This window comes from Salinibacterium sp. 10G20-15, assembly GCF_057365065.1.
The window spans coordinates 2,377,715-2,392,025 of sequence record NZ_CP195118.1 but is presented as its reverse complement, the minus strand read 5'-3'; the positions used below and the strand labels follow the sequence as shown (position 1 = coordinate 2,392,025).

General features: G+C 61.6%; 12 protein-coding genes. All 12 read right to left on the bottom strand.

Annotation, left to right across the window (positions count from 1 at the left end):
- Positions 1–6 precede the first annotated feature (6 nt).
- The 12 genes from ACR3YK_RS11580 to pyrR are packed head-to-tail and all read right to left on the bottom strand — an operon-like array spanning position 7 to position 14,232.
- The gene (locus ACR3YK_RS11580) at positions 7–1,983 is read right to left on the bottom strand and encodes a primosomal protein N' family DNA-binding protein (RefSeq protein ID WP_486175010.1); all 1,977 of its coding nucleotides are present in this window, start codon (positions 1,981–1,983) and stop codon (positions 7–9) included.
- Between the two features lie 2 nt (positions 1,984–1,985).
- Complete coding sequence (gene metK, locus ACR3YK_RS11575; protein ID WP_486175009.1) at positions 1,986–3,182, bottom strand: methionine adenosyltransferase; 1,197 nt, start codon at positions 3,180–3,182, stop codon at positions 1,986–1,988.
- Positions 3,183–3,211: 29 nt separating this feature from the next.
- Entirely contained in the window at positions 3,212–4,411 is a 1,200-nt protein-coding gene (coaBC, locus tag ACR3YK_RS11570; protein ID WP_486175008.1) for a bifunctional phosphopantothenoylcysteine decarboxylase/phosphopantothenate--cysteine ligase CoaBC, read from the bottom strand.
- Between the two features lie 11 nt (positions 4,412–4,422).
- On the bottom strand, positions 4,423–4,683 hold the full coding sequence (gene rpoZ / locus ACR3YK_RS11565) for a DNA-directed RNA polymerase subunit omega (RefSeq protein WP_100388939.1): 261 nt from the start codon (positions 4,681–4,683) through the stop codon (positions 4,423–4,425).
- Positions 4,676–5,605: a guanylate kinase gene (gmk, locus tag ACR3YK_RS11560; RefSeq protein ID WP_486175007.1), complete on the bottom strand. Its 930-nt coding sequence runs from the start codon at positions 5,603–5,605 to the stop codon at positions 4,676–4,678. Before gmk ends, rpoZ begins: the two co-directional genes overlap by 8 nt.
- Positions 5,605–6,447, bottom strand: coding sequence for an orotidine-5'-phosphate decarboxylase (gene pyrF, locus ACR3YK_RS11555; RefSeq protein ID WP_486175006.1), 843 nt, complete (start codon positions 6,445–6,447; stop codon positions 5,605–5,607). The genes gmk and pyrF overlap by 1 nt, the downstream gene beginning before the upstream one ends.
- Positions 6,440–9,754 (bottom strand): carbamoyl-phosphate synthase large subunit, encoded by a 3,315-nt coding sequence (carB, locus tag ACR3YK_RS11550; RefSeq protein ID WP_486175005.1) that lies wholly within the window; start codon positions 9,752–9,754, stop codon positions 6,440–6,442. The genes pyrF and carB overlap by 8 nt, the downstream gene beginning before the upstream one ends.
- Entirely contained in the window at positions 9,754–10,893 is a 1,140-nt protein-coding gene (carA, locus tag ACR3YK_RS11545; protein WP_486175004.1) for a glutamine-hydrolyzing carbamoyl-phosphate synthase small subunit, read from the bottom strand. The genes carB and carA overlap by 1 nt, the downstream gene beginning before the upstream one ends.
- On the bottom strand, positions 10,890–11,384 hold the full coding sequence (locus tag ACR3YK_RS11540; protein ID WP_486175003.1) for a PH-like domain-containing protein: 495 nt from the start codon (positions 11,382–11,384) through the stop codon (positions 10,890–10,892). Before ACR3YK_RS11540 ends, carA begins: the two co-directional genes overlap by 4 nt.
- Positions 11,377–12,702: a dihydroorotase gene (locus ACR3YK_RS11535; RefSeq protein ID WP_486175002.1), complete on the bottom strand. Its 1,326-nt coding sequence runs from the start codon at positions 12,700–12,702 to the stop codon at positions 11,377–11,379. Before ACR3YK_RS11535 ends, ACR3YK_RS11540 begins: the two co-directional genes overlap by 8 nt.
- A gap of 58 nt (positions 12,703–12,760) precedes the next feature.
- Complete coding sequence (locus tag ACR3YK_RS11530) at positions 12,761–13,708, bottom strand: aspartate carbamoyltransferase catalytic subunit (protein WP_486175001.1); 948 nt, start codon at positions 13,706–13,708, stop codon at positions 12,761–12,763.
- The gene (pyrR, locus tag ACR3YK_RS11525) at positions 13,705–14,232 is read right to left on the bottom strand and encodes a bifunctional pyr operon transcriptional regulator/uracil phosphoribosyltransferase PyrR (protein ID WP_486175000.1); all 528 of its coding nucleotides are present in this window, start codon (positions 14,230–14,232) and stop codon (positions 13,705–13,707) included. Before pyrR ends, ACR3YK_RS11530 begins: the two co-directional genes overlap by 4 nt.
- Positions 14,233–14,311 lie beyond the last annotated feature (79 nt).

Below are 14,311 nucleotides of genomic sequence, written 5' to 3'. Positions count from 1 at the left end.
GAGCGACTAGAGATCGACAAAGGGTTCGAGGTCATCGAGGTGAACCCGCAGTCCCGGCGGCGGCTGTTGGGCTCGCGGTGTGCCCGGTTTGCGACTGCGACGCGCCACTGTCGTGGCCGCTACCACGAGCGCTTTGAGTTGTTCAGCGACGGCAGCACCGTCTTTGTAATCGAAACGAACAATTGTGCGAACCAGTCCATCGGCAAGGTCCACCGGTCCGAGAACATCGAGCGGCGCGACGGAGAGCTGGCGAATCGCATCATCAATGAGTTCAACCTTTCCGGTGAGCGTTGCGACGCGGACAGCTGGCGGAAAACGGAGCTCTCGGCGGTCCGCAAGCTCGGTTTGGGCGAAATCCTCTTGGCGCCAGGTCACGAGGGACGTGGCAAGTGCACCACCGACGCCCACGATCACCGTCGGCGCACCGTCCGCGGCCAACGCGATCGCGTTCGACCACCAGCGTAGACAGTCTTCCGCCACCCGCAGGCTCTCGCGCGCCAGCATGCCAGCACCATCGAGGAGCAGCACCGCTCGATAGCCACCTTCGGCTACCGGCTCAGCCCCGCGCGTCGCAATCACGAGCGAAGGCTCCTTCGGGACCGTAAGCACGTGATGGTCACCATCTGCAACGATCACACGATAGCCCGGGAACGCGCGCCCTAACTCGTCGGCGGTGCGAGCACTGCCCGAGCCCACCATGCGCAGTTTCGTACCGTCGCACTCTCGGCAGCGCCATGTGACGGCAAGTGCCCCACACCAGACACAACTGGGGGTCGCGGATGCCGACCGCTGCGCCAGCGGTCCGGCGCAGGTAGTACAGCGAGCCGTCTGCATACAGTCGGAACAGGCAAGCCGTGGCGCATAGCCGGGGCGCGCGACTTGAACAAGAACCGGGCCCTCATCGAGACCTGCCCGTGCGGCCCTCCAGGCGGACGACGGAATACGCGCGATCGCGGCGAGCCGGTCGTGACTGACCTGGTTGGCCGAGGGAATCACTTTGGGCGTGCGAAGACCGCCGGGGCTGAGCGCCACCAACCAGCCCACCTCCACGAGGCGTTGCACTTCGGTGCTGCGCGAATGGCTGAGAAAGACCAGCGCGCACTGCTGCTGTTCTTGGCGAAGCAGCGCGGCATCCCGTGTATGGATATAGGGCGAAAGGTTTTCGCTATAGAGCGGATCTCCGTCATCCCACACCACGATGAGCCCGAGATTGGCTGCCGGGGCGTAGACCGCTGACCGATTACCGATGATGACGTAGGGAGTTCCATCGTGAGCACGCAGAAAGTTCCCGTAGCGCTTCTGAACACTCTGGCGGGCATCCAACCGCAACACTCGGTCTGCTGGTAGTAGAGCCGCGGCGGCGGCTTGAACCTGCTCTTGATCGCGGAAGTCCGGGGTCGCGAGGATCGCGGTCGTACCCCGAGCGAGAGCTTGAGCAGCCAATTGAACCATTGTGACAGCCCAGCGGCCGACCCAGACTCCCGGAGCAACCTCGGTCACTCCCGTTGGCGCGGCAAGAGCAGCGCGTTTGTGCTGCGACACGAGCGTCGTGATCGCGCCCTCATCGAAGAAGGCAACTGCCGTCGGCTGCCCCGATGGTTCGAAAGTGGTCGCTGAGGGATCGGGAAGTGATTTTTCGGCGCGTGCGTGGCGTTTCGGGATACCCAGCCGCAAGACATCGGCCGCATTGCCCGCGGCGCGGTCCGCTGCGGTGCGCGCGAGTCTCCACACTTCAGGTGTGAGCACGGGAAAAGGCGAGATCACCGTCTCGAGTTCGCTCAGCTTGCCTGCGTAATCGACAGTGTCGGTGAGCTCGACGATCCAGCCTTCGACGAGTCTGCCGAGTGTTCTGAGCGGCACTTTAACGCGGACGCCCGCCCTCGCGTCAGCACGTAGCTTCTCGGGAATCGCGTAATCAAAGAGTCTGTCGAGTTGCGGCAGCGGCGAATCAATGAGCACCCGAGCGATGGATGCGTCAGCCATCGCTACAGGCCGGCCGCCTGGCGAAGTGCCTCAACACGGTCGAGACGCTCCCAGGTGAATTCGGGAAGTTCGCGGCCGAAATGACCGTAGGCCGCAGTCTTGGCGTAGATGGGGCGTAACAGATCCAGATCCCGGATGATCGCACCGGGACGCAGATCGAACACCTCGTGGATCGCTCTCAACAGTGCCTCATCAGAGACATGGCCGGTGCCGAAAGTCTCGACGTAGAGGCTCACGGGCGCCGCCCGGCCGATTGCATACGCGATCTGCACCTCAACACGATCGGCAAGGCCAGCCGCAACGGCATTCTTCGCGACCCAGCGCATGGCGTAGGTTGCCGAGCGGTCGACTTTCGAGGGATCTTTTCCGCTGAACGCTCCTCCACCGTGACGGGAAGCGCCACCGTAAGTGTCGACTATGACCTTGCGGCCAGTGACGCCGGCATCGCCCTGAGGTCCACCGATCTCGAAGCGGCCGCTAGGGTTCACGATCGCCTGCAGGTTCGAGAGGTCGAGACCTGAACTTTCGGCGATCGGTCGAACGACTAGCTCTTCGATCTCCTGACGCAGTTGCGCGGTCGAAACGGAGGGCGAATGCTGCGTAGAAAGCACCACGGTCTCGATGCTGCGGGGCACGGAACCCTCATACCCGACCGTCACTTGAGTCTTGCCATCGGGGCGCAGGTAATCGACGAGGCCCTCTTTACGAACCTCGGCGAGACGCTCGGCCATGCGGTGCGCAAACCAGATAGGAGCGGGCATGAGTTGTGGGGTTTCATTGGTCGCGTACCCGAACATGACCCCCTGGTCACCGGCGCCCAGCACATCCAAAGCGTCGTTGGAGTGCTCTTCGCGCGCTTCGAGCGCACGGTCGACGCCCTGAGCGATGTCGGGAGACTGCGCGCCAATCGAGATCGACACTCCGCAGGAGCGACCATCGAACCCGACGTCTGAGGAGTTGTACCCAATCTCAGAGATACGCTCGCGCACGATGGCGGGAATGTCGGCATAGCCGGTGGTGGTGACCTCGCCGGCGACGTGAACGAGCCCGGTTGTCACGAGAGTCTCGACGGCAACGCGCGCGTTCGGGTCTTCGCCGAGCAGCGCATCCAAGATGCCGTCGCTGATCTGATCACAAATCTTGTCGGGGTGACCCTCGGTAACGGACTCCGAGGTGAAGGTGCGCAGGGGCGAAGTCATAAGCCGTCTCCGGTAGTGATGAATGGATGTCAGCGGGCTGCGGACACAAGATCCAGAATGCGGTGAGCCACCGACAACTTGCTTCCGCTTGCCTCGCCCACTCTAGCGCCGCCATCGTCGATGACGATGACAGTGTTACTGTCTGTGGCGAATCCCTCGGTCCAGCCGACACGGTTGATCACCAAGTAGTCGCAGCCCTTGCGGGAGATCTTGCCGCGGCCTAGTTCGAGCAGCGCAGCGTCGTCGCGTTCGGTCTCTGCGGCGAAGCCCACAATCGTTTGTTCGCGTGGACGGTCGCGAGAGAGTCCGCGAAGAATGTCTGGGTTCTCTTCGAGCCGCAGCTCGAGCGTGCTTGAATCGTTGCGCTTCTTGATCTTCGATGGCGATGTTTCGGCCGGGCGGTAGTCCGCGACGGCCGCTGCCATAATGACGAGGTCGGCGGATGCCGCTTCAGCCGTCACCGCCGTCTGCAACTCGAGAGTCGTTCCTACTTCCACGCAGCGCACTCCCGACGGCAACGGAACCTCAAGGTTCGCCGCAATCAGCGTCACAGCGGCACCGCGGGTCGCCGCAGCCATCGCCAACGCGACACCCTGCTTACCACTCGAGCGATTACCGATGAAGCGCACTGGATCGAGAGGCTCCCGCGTGCCCCCGGCCGTGACCAGCACAGAGCGGCCAGCGAGGTCGCGAGTGACGGCCACCGCATCGAGAACCGCGGCAACAATGTCGCTGGGCTCAGACATCCGGCCCGGTCCGTTATCAGAACCAGTCAGCTGGCCCGATTCGGGGCCAATAATGCGGATGCCGCGAGAACGCAGCGTTTCAACATTGGCCACCGTCGCAGCGTTGTGCCACATCTCCGTATGCATCGCCGGAGCGATAAGCACAGGAGCTGTGCTCGCAAGAATCGTGTTGCCCAGAAAATCATTGGCTTGGCCGGTCGCGATCTTGGCGATCGTATTGGCCGTAGCCGGGGCGACGACGATGACGTCTGCGGCTTGGCCGACGGAGACGTGCCGAACCTCGTCCACCCCCTCGTAGAGGTCGGTGTGCACCGGGTTGCGGCTAATTGCCTCAAGAGTGGGTAGCCCCACAAATTTGAGGGCGTTGCTTGTGGCCACGACATGAACGTCGTGGCCAGCAAGCACAAGCTCGCGCACAACAGAGACTGCTTTATAAGCAGCTATTCCGCCAGAAATTCCGACGACAACGTTGAGCGCGGTCACCGAGAAACGTTCTATTCGCCGCTGAGTCGCTTGAGTTCGAGCTTGTTTTCATTGATCTCGTGGAGAGCAACGGAAAGAGGCTTGTCGTCGATCGTGGAGTCTACGAGAGGCCCCACGTTGTCGAAGAGGCTGCCTTCGTGAAGGTCTGCGTAGTAGTCGTTGATCTGACGAGCGCGCTTCGAAGCGAAGATAACGAGCTGGTACTTGGAGTCAACCTTCGACAGAAGTTCGTCGATGGGGGGATCAATGATGCCCGAGTTCTTGTCAGCCATAAGGGTGCTCCTTGGAGTCGGAAGTGGTCGCGCCAGCGGGCGCATCCATCAATTCTACGACTTCTTGAGCCGCTTGGCTTACTTCTGTGTTTACTACCTTCACATCGAACTCGTCTTGAGCCGCCAATTCGACCTTCGCGGTCTCCAAACGGCGAGACTGTTCGGCGGCTTCTTCGGTACCACGGCCGATGAGGCGGCGCACCAATTCTTCCCACGTAGGTGGCAGCAAGAAGACCAACAGCGCCTCGGGCATGACCGTACGAACTGAGCGGGCGCCCTGCAAGTCAATCTCGAGCAGCACGCGCTTGCCCTCGGCCAACGCGGCATCGATGGGCGGGCGCGGCGTACCGTAGCGGTACGAGTTATGCACGACGGCCCACTCCAGCAACTCGTTGTTGGCGATCATCGAGTCGAACTCGTCGTCGCTCACGAAGTAGTAGTGAACGCCGTTGACTTCGCCCGGGCGCGGCTTGCGAGTGGTCGCAGAAACGCTGAGCAGAACATCCGGATGATTCTCCCGAATGTAACTCGAAACAGTTCCCTTCCCCACGGCGGTAGGGCCGGCGAGCACAACAAGGCGCGTCGGCTCCGGGCCTTGGCGACCCGCAAGGTAATCAGCTAATCGCTGCCGTTGTTTTGGGCCAAGCCCGCCCACTCGTTTACGGTCGGCAATTGCGAGGTCGGCCAGGATCGACTCGACCCGGGTCGGGCCGAGCGAAGGGACGCTCATGAGCAGTTCACGAACGAGAAGCCGGGCTTCAGCACTGTCGGGCTGAGCCCAAGCGGTGCGCGCAACGCTGAGAGCGGTCCGCGCGCGTTCGGCGACTTCGCGCTTCACTGCAGCCCGGGCGCGTCGCGCCGCGATCGCCGCGCGCGAGGCAGCCGCACGATCAACCGCAGGAGGTGCGGGACGGGGCGCCATTAGCGCACCTGCTCACGAAGTTGGGAACGCAGCGAACGAAGTTCAGCCGGAATCTGACTCGCGCCCTCGTGAAGAACGCTTCGAGATACCGTCACGATCGTGTTCGACACTGCATCGCCGTACAGTTCGCGAGCCTGTTCAACCTGTGCACCCTGAGCCCCGAAACCGGGAGCCAGAATGGGCACATCAACGAGCTCACCGCTCGTGATGCCATAGTCGGCGACCGCCACCGTAGCGCCAATCACCACACCAAAGGATCCCAAACCGCTTTCGGTGTTCAGCGCGGTCACATCACGAACAACACTCGCCGCGACGGTAGCGCCCTTGTGCTCCCCCTCAGCGATTCGGGCCGTCTGCATGCTGCGAGCCGAGGCATTGGACGTCGCCGCAAGCACAAAGATGCCCTTGCCCGCCGACCGCGCCAATGCGAAAGGCCCCGACAGCTCGGAAACGCCCTGATAGGCCACAGCGGTCATCGCATCAGCTTCTAGCGGCGAGCCGGGAGTGAGCCACGCTTGGCCGTAAGCATCGACCGACGACGACAAATCGCCGCGCTTCACATCGGCGATAACGAGCAGCCCGGCGGAGCGCGCCAGAGCGAAAGACTCCTCGAGAATCGCGTAGCCGGCGGAACCGAAGCGCTCGAAGAACGCCACCTGGGGTTTGATCATTCCTACGTTGCCGGCTGCGGCATCCACAGCGCGCAGCGCGAACTCGCGAACGCCGTGAGCGTCGTTGGACAGACCCCAGCTTTCGAGGAGAAACGGATGGGGGTCGATTCCCATGCACACTCCCCCGAACTCGTCGAAGGTCTGTGCCAGCCGCGAAGCGAAATTAGGCATTGTTAGCTACCTTCTCGAGCTCAGCGGCGCGGTCGAGGGCGTAGTCCTGCAACGAGCGAACGTCGAAGCCGTCACGGATCGCCTCGAACGACGCGACTGCTGCGGCGAGTTGCGCGATCGTCGTGAAGATCGGCTTGTCCGCCGCAACCGTTGCGGTGCGAATCTCGTAGCCGTCGGCCCGAGCGCTTCGACCGCTCGGCGTGTTGATCACAACGTCCACCTTGCCGTCGTTGATGAGTTCCACGATCGACGGCTCGGCCGCATCCAACTCTTGACCCATGAAGTACTTGCGCACGACGTGAGCCTCGATACCGTTACGGGCAAGGATCTCGGCGGTGCCTTCAGTAGCCAGGATCGTGAAGCCGAGCTGGCTCAACCGCAATACCGGCAGGATGACAGCGCGCTTGTCGCGGTCGGCGACAGAGACGAACACCGATCCCCCATCGGGAAGACCGCCGTACGCAGCCTCCTGGCTCTTAGCGAACGCCTTCGGGAAATTGGAGTCAATGCCCATGACTTCACCGGTAGAGCGCATCTCCGGGCCGAGAACCGAGTCGACGACGTTGCCCTCAACGGTACGGAACCGCTTGAACGGCAACACTGCTTCCTTGACCGATACCGGCGAAGTCGATGGAACCTGCGAACCATCGAGCACCGGCAAGAGACCGCTCTCGACGAGAGAACGAATGCTTGAGCCCGCCATCACGAGCGCGGCAGCCTTAGCGAGCGGAATGCCCAGAGCCTTCGACACGAAGGGAACGGTGCGGCTCGCGCGCGGGTTGGCTTCGAGCACGTAGAGGATGCCCTGGCCGATGGCGAACTGAACATTGAGGAGACCTCGAACGCCGATGCCTTCAGCAATAGCGAGCGTCGCTTCGCGAACCCGGTTGAGAACGTCGCGACCGAGAGTGACGGAGGGTAAGGTGCACGCCGAGTCGCCGGAGTGAATTCCCGCTTCTTCGATGTGTTCCATGATCCCGCCGACGTAAAGCTCTGAACCGTCATAGAGAGCGTCAATATCAATCTCGATGGCGTCATCCAGAAAACGGTCAACCAACAGCGGCGACGTTTCCGAAATGATCACGAGGTCACGAACGCGTTCGAAGTAGTCAGCCAGCGCTTCGGAGTCGTACACGATTTCCATACCGCGACCACCGAGAACGTGAGAAGGACGCACAAGCACGGGGTAGCCGATGTTCTCCGCAATAGAGATCGCTTCGGACTGGTTGGTTGCCGTGCCGTTCTTCGGAGCGAGCAGACCAGCGTTGTCGAGAATCGCGGAGAAGAGTCCACGTTCCTCGGCAAGATCGATAGCTTCGGGACTCGTGCCGAGAATGGGGATGCCGGCATCCTTCAATCCTTGAGCAAGCCCGAGCGCCGTCTGGCCACCGAGCTGCACAATGACGCCCATGAGCTCACCACGACCACTCTCGGCGTGAATGATCTCCAGCACATCCTCAAGCGTGAGCGGTTCGAAGTAGAGTCGATCGCTCGTGTCGTAGTCGGTAGAAACCGTCTCCGGGTTGCAGTTGATCATGATCGTCTCGTAGCCGGCATCCGACAGCGCGAACGAAGCATGGACACACGAGTAGTCGAACTCGATGCCCTGACCGATACGGTTCGGGCCTGACCCAAGAATGACGACCTTCTTCTTGTCGCTGGGAACGACCTCAGTTTCGGAGTCATAGCTCGAGTAGTGGTACGGCGTCAGAGCCGGGAACTCGCCAGCACACGTGTCGACCGTCTTGAAGACGGGACGCACATCAAGGTTCCAGCGCACATCGCGCACCTCAGCCTCAGTCAGCCCGCGCAGATCAGCGATCTGAACGTCGCTGAAGCCGTGGTTCTTCGCGTGGGTCAGCAGCGCCGCCGTCAGCTCAGGGGCCGCCGCGACATCAGCCGCAACTTCATTGATGAGCGCAATCTGGTCGATGAACCAGGGGTCGATCTTGGTGGCGTCGAAGACTTCTTCTGAGGTGGCACCGGCACGCATAGCCTGCTGCACCGTGATGATGCGACCATCGGTGGCGACCGACGACAGCGTGAGCAGTTCATCCTTATTGCCGACTTCGCCGTTCCAGTGGAAGCTCGAATCGCGCTTCTCCAGCGAACGGAGTGCCTTCTGCAAGGCGGTCGAGTAGTTACGGCCGATAGCCATAGCTTCACCGACCGATTTCATCGTCGTCGTCAGACGGGTGTCGGCGGCGGGGAACTTCTCGAACGCGAAGCGAGGAACCTTGACGACGACATAGTCGAGGGTGGGCTCGAAGCTTGCCGGAGTCACCTTGGTGATGTCGTTGGGAATCTCATCGAGGCGGTAGCCGATCGCGAGCTTGGCTGCGATCTTCGCGATCGGGAAACCCGTTGCCTTCGACGCCAGCGCACTTGAACGCGACACTCGCGGGTTCATCTCAATGACGATGACGCGACCATTAGTCGGGTCGATCGCGAACTGGATATTGCAGCCACCGGTATCGACCCCGACAGCCCGGATGATTTCGATGCCAATGTTGCGAAGATTCTGGTACTCACGGTCGGTCAGGGTGAGCGCCGGAGCAACGGTGATCGAATCCCCCGTGTGAACCCCAACCGGGTCAACGTTTTCAATGGAACACACAACAACCGTGTTGTCCGAGGTATCGCGCATGAGCTCGAGTTCGTACTCTTTCCACCCGAGGATGCTCTCTTCGAGCAGAACCTCGGTGGTGGGGCTCTGGTGCAGACCATCGGTAACCATGCGCACGAGCTCGTCGCGCGAGTACGCGAATCCGGAGCCAAGGCCACCCATCGTGAACGAGGGGCGGATCACGAGCGGATACCCGAGGTCTTCAGCGAACGCCACAGCTTCTTCGACTGTATGAGCAATGTGTGACTTGGCAACATCCGCTCCACAGTCCAAAACAAGCTGCTTGAAGATCTGGCGGTCTTCCCCCTTGTTGATGGCTTCGAGGTTGGCGCCGATCAGCTCGACGTTGTACTTCTCAAGGATGCCGTGAGCGTCGAGCTCGATAGCCGCGTTGAGAGCTGTCTGGCCGCCAAGAGTCGGAAGCAGCGCATCCGGACGTTCCTTAGCAATGATCGACTCGATGACTTCCCACGTGATCGGCTCAATGTAGGTGGCGTCTGCGAAGTCGGGGTCGGTCATGATCGTGGCCGGGTTCGAGTTCACGAGGATGACACGGATGCCCTCCTCACGCAGCACGCGGCACGCCTGGGTGCCGGAGTAGTCGAACTCGGCTGCCTGACCGATAACGATCGGGCCGGAGCCGATAACGAGTACCGATGAAATGTCGTCTCTCTTGGGCATTACTTGGAGTCCTTTGCGGTCTCGAGAACAAGGTCGCGGAACCTGTCGAAGAGGTAGTTGGCATCGTGGGGGCCTGAAGCCGCCTCGGGGTGATACTGAACGGAGAAGGCGGGGATGTCGAGGGCGCGAAGTCCTTCGACCACGTTGTCGTTGAGGTTGACGTGGCTCACTTCTACGCGACCGAATCCTGCCGGTGACTGACTGATCTCGCCGACCGGAGCGTCGACCGCGAAGCCGTGGTTGTGCGCCGTGATCTCCGTGCGCAGGGTCTGCACGTCTATAACGGGCTGGTTGATACCGCGGTGGCCAAACGGCAGCTTGTAGGTGCCGTAGCCGAGCGCACGGCCCAAGAGCTGGTTGCCGAAGCAGATTCCAAAGAACGGGAGGCCCTTCTTGAGAACCTCGGTCAACAGAGCAACGTGACCATCGGATGCCGAGGGGTCGCCCGGGCCGTTCGAGTAGAAGACGGCGACCGGTTCGATCGCGAGCATGTCGTCGAAGGTGACGGTTTGAGGAAGAACGTGTACCTCAAATCCCCGCTCCGCAAGGTAGTTGAGAGTCGATGTCTTCACACCGAGGTCGAGAACGGCGAGACGGCCAATGCTCTCGCCTTGCGCCTCGACGACGTACGCCTCAGACGTTGACACTTCAGAAGACAAGCTTTGGCCCGCCATCTCAGCCGCAGCGGTGATGGAGGCGAGCTGCTCTTCGGTGCTGAGGCTCGCGGCCTCACCGGAGAAGATTCCGCCACGCATTGAACCGGCATCACGCAAACGACGGGTGATCGCGCGGGTGTCTACGCCGCTGATACCGATGATTCGCTGCTCGGCGAGCTGGGCATCCAGCGACTCTTCCGCACGGAAGTTGGACACGACACGGCTGGCATCGCGAACGACAAAGCCCGACACCCAAATTCGTGAGGATTCGGGGTCTTCGGAGTTCACACCGGTGTTGCCGATGTGGGGTGCCGTCATGACGACGATCTGTCCGGCGTAGCTGGGATCGGTAATGGTCTCTTGGTACCCGGTCATGCCGGTCGCAAAGACAACTTCGCCGATCTTCTGGCCGCGGGCACCATAGGCCTGACCGAGATAGCGCGAGCCATCTTCAAGGACGAGCACTGCGGGTTCAAAGGTCACTGGGACTGCCTTTCGTTGCCGACGACACTATTGAGGGCGCGTTCGCACGTCTCGGGGTCATCCATTCGGAAATAACTATCGACTGCAGTGTCATCGAGATTCCACTCGATCACCTGCAGCCCGTTGCTTTCGACCACACGGTCGATGGTCCAGGTTGCGCGGGTAATGCCGCGCACATCAGCGCGAGAGAGCCAGAAATCGGGCGAGCCAGCACGCGAAACCACGATGCCTTCGGGGTGCACTTCGAGAAGGCAGTTCGCCCGGAAACCCAAGCCGTGCACGTTGATGCGATTGAGTTGATCTCCGGCCACAGTGGTCGCAACGTACTTGCCGCTGAAACGGAGGTCGGTGTCGTCGAGATCAGCGGGCGGCGCGAGCGGCGCGGCGATGTGGGACTGTCGTCGCTTACGCGCACGCCAGCCGACGACCATCGCGGTAAGAGCGAGAGCCACGATGATGAGCACGATGACGATCGAGATTTCTTTAGCCACGAGCGGCCTCGCTCTCGGCGGCCCGCGCTTGCTGAGCGACTTCGGCAGCGTCAACGACGTCACCATCCCGCACGGTTTCGTAGCCGTTATGGATGGTGGTCATGACTCGACCAGGCAGTTCGCGCCCGAGGTAGGGCGAGTTCGTGCTCTTGCCGCGAAGGGATTCCGCGGAGAATGTGGAACGAGCGCTCGGGTCGACCAGCACGATGTTGGCCGGGGCTCCCAGCGCGAACGGAGTGGCGTAGCCGTCGAGGCGACCGATCTCCGCGGGCTTCTGCGAGAGCACGCGTGCGACATCCGCCCAGTTAAGCTGGCCGGTGTCGACGACAGCCTGCTGGACAACGTTGAGCGCGGATTCAAGCCCGACCATACCGAATGCCGCCTCAGGCCACGAGCATTCCTTAGCCTCGGGCGGATGCGGTGCGTGGTCAGTGGCGACGATATCGATCGTGCCGTCGGCGAGGGCTGCACGCAAAGCGTGAACATCTTCGTCGCGACGCAGCGGAGGGTTCACCTTGAAGCGGGCGTCGTAGCCGCGAACGAGTTCCTCGGTGAGCAGCAAGTGGTGAGGCGTCACCTCTGCGGTAACGGCGATTCCACGAGCCTTCGCCCAACGAATCACATCGACAGAACCGGCGGTGGAAAGGTGGCAGATGTGAAGACGGGCACCCACGTGCTCGGCGAGCAAAACGTCGCGGGCGATAATCGACTCTTCCGCGACCGCGGGCCAGCCAGCGAGCCCCAGCTCACTAGAGACGGCACCCTCGTTCATCTGGGAATCGAGGGTCAACGTGGGCTCTTGAGCGTGCTGCGCAACGACGCCGTCAAAGGTTGTGACGTACTCGAGCGCCCGACGCATCAGCAAGGCGTTGTGGACACATTTGCCGTCATCTGAGAAGACGCGCACGGTGGCGCGAGAGTTAGCCATTGCGCCAATCTCAGAAAGCTTCACACCTTCGAGGCCCTCCGTTACCGCCCCGATTGGGCGCACGCTGGCGTACCCGTGGTCAATGCCAAGCGACTGCACTTGCTCAACAACACCGGCGGTGTCTTGAACAGGCATCGTGTTGGCCATCGCGAACACAGCGGTGAAACCGCCCATGGCCGCAGCACGTGTTCCCGAAAGAACGGTCTCGCTCTGCTCGAAGCCAGGCTCCCGCAAGTGAGTGTGAAGGTCAACGAGCCCCGGAAGTGCCTGCAGACCGGCTGCGTCGATCGTGCGGTCGGCAGAGGTTGCATCCGTGAAGACGCCGCGATCGATCGTGAAATCTCCGCGCTCGCCATTCGGCAGAGTGGCGTTGACGATTCTGATACTCACGAGAGTCCTCTTCTCTGGATTAGTTCACGTTGAGGGGCGGCGGGCAGCATTCCCGCACTCACCGCTCCACAGCTCCGGACAGCAAGTGATACAGCACCGACATACGCACGGAGACGCCATTCGCCACTTGCTCAAGCACTGTTGATTGTGGCGAATCTGCGGCGGCAGCCGAGATTTCGAGGCCGCGGTTCATCGGCCCAGGGTGCATAACCATGCTACTGGCTGGCAGGGCACACAGTCGCTCGTCGTTGAGTCCCCACTGTCGCGAATATTCGCGAGCATTGGGGAAGAATGCTGCGGCCATCCGCTCGGCCTGCACGCGCAGCATCATGATGACGTCGGGCCCCTGCGCGATGGCGTGGTCAAGGTCATACGAGACCTTAACGGGCCAGCCGCTGAGGTTCACGGGAAGCAAGGTGGCGGGGGCAACGAGAGTCACGTGAGCGCCGAGCGTCGTCAGCAGCCAGACGTTGGATCGCGCGACTCGCGAGTGAACGATGTCACCGACGATGGTGACGGTCACTCCGTCTAGCCCTTTGCCTCGAGCCGCTGTTCCGTGCAGGCGGCGACGAATGGTGAAAGCGTCGAGAAGAGCCTGGGTCGGATGCTCGTGCGTGCCGTCGCCGGCGTTCACGATTCCGGCGTCAATCCAACCGCTGTCTGCCAGCGTCTTCGGTGCTCCGGATGCCCAGTGACGTACGACTACCGCGTCTGCGCCCATCGCCGCCAAAGTTTGCGCGGTGTCCTTGAGGTTTTCGCCCTTAGAAACGCTCGATCCTTTGGCGGCAAAGTTGATGACGTCGGCGCTCAAGCGCTTGGCCGCAGCCTCGAAGGAAATGCGAGTGCGCGTGGAGTCTTCGAAGAAGAGATTGATAACCGTCTTGCCGCGCAGGGTGGGCAGCTTTTTGACTTCGCGCTCCGAGACGCTCGCCATGTCTTCGGCAACGTCGAGTATCGCAATCGCTTCCTCGCGAGACAGTCCCTGAGTGGTGAGGAGATTTCTCATCCGATGGTCACCTCGTCTAGGCCATCGATTTCCTCGAGGCGTACGTTGATACGTTCGTCAGCCGAACTCGGAAGATTCTTACCCACGAAGTCGGCGCGAATCGGAAACTCCCGGTGCCCGCGGTCAACAAGCACGGCGAGGCGCACGGCGCGGGGGCGCCCGAGATCGCCGAGCGCATCCAACGCAGCGCGAATCGTGCGGCCCGAATACAACACGTCATCGACGAGAACGACGGTCTTGCCGTCAATGCCCCCGCTGGGGATGTCAGTCGGGCCGGTAGCGCGGGTGGGGTTCTGAGCGAGATCGTCGCGATACATCGTGACGTCGAGCGCCCCTGCCGGGATCACAGCAGAATCAACCGAGTGGATGATCGCCGAGATGCGGGTGGCCAGCGTGACGCCGCGCGTCGGAATACCGAGAATAACGAGATCGTCTGAACCGCGATTGGACTCAAGAATCTCATGTGAAATACGAGTCAATGCTCGGGTGATATCAGCATGCTGTAGCACTGTGCGCACAGGCATTCTGACCTCCTTCCCCGCCTCTCTGGACGGAATTTAAAGGAAATCTGTTTCGACGACTCTAGCGCACCTCGCCGCACAG

Bases quoted from the DNA above. Each gene is read 5' to 3' on its own strand.
- pyrR (WP_486175000.1), bottom strand. From the start codon at position 14,232: ATGCCTGTGCGCACAGTGCTACAGCATGCTGATATCACCCGAGCATTG.
- carB (WP_486175005.1), bottom strand. From the start codon at position 9,754: ATGCCCAAGAGAGACGACATTTCATCGGTACTCGTTATCGGCTCCGGC.
- gmk (WP_486175007.1), bottom strand. From the start codon at position 5,605: ATGGCGCCCCGTCCCGCACCTCCTGCGGTTGATCGTGCGGCTGCCTCG.
- ACR3YK_RS11580 (WP_486175010.1), bottom strand. From the start codon at position 1,983: ATGGCTGACGCATCCATCGCTCGGGTGCTCATTGATTCGCCGCTGCCG.
- rpoZ (WP_100388939.1), bottom strand. From the start codon at position 4,683: ATGGCTGACAAGAACTCGGGCATCATTGATCCCCCCATCGACGAACTT.
- metK (WP_486175009.1), bottom strand. From the start codon at position 3,182: ATGACTTCGCCCCTGCGCACCTTCACCTCGGAGTCCGTTACCGAGGGT.
- ACR3YK_RS11530 (WP_486175001.1), bottom strand. From the start codon at position 13,708: ATGAGAAATCTCCTCACCACTCAGGGACTGTCTCGCGAGGAAGCGATT.
- pyrF (WP_486175006.1), bottom strand. From the start codon at position 6,447: ATGCCTAATTTCGCTTCGCGGCTGGCACAGACCTTCGACGAGTTCGGG.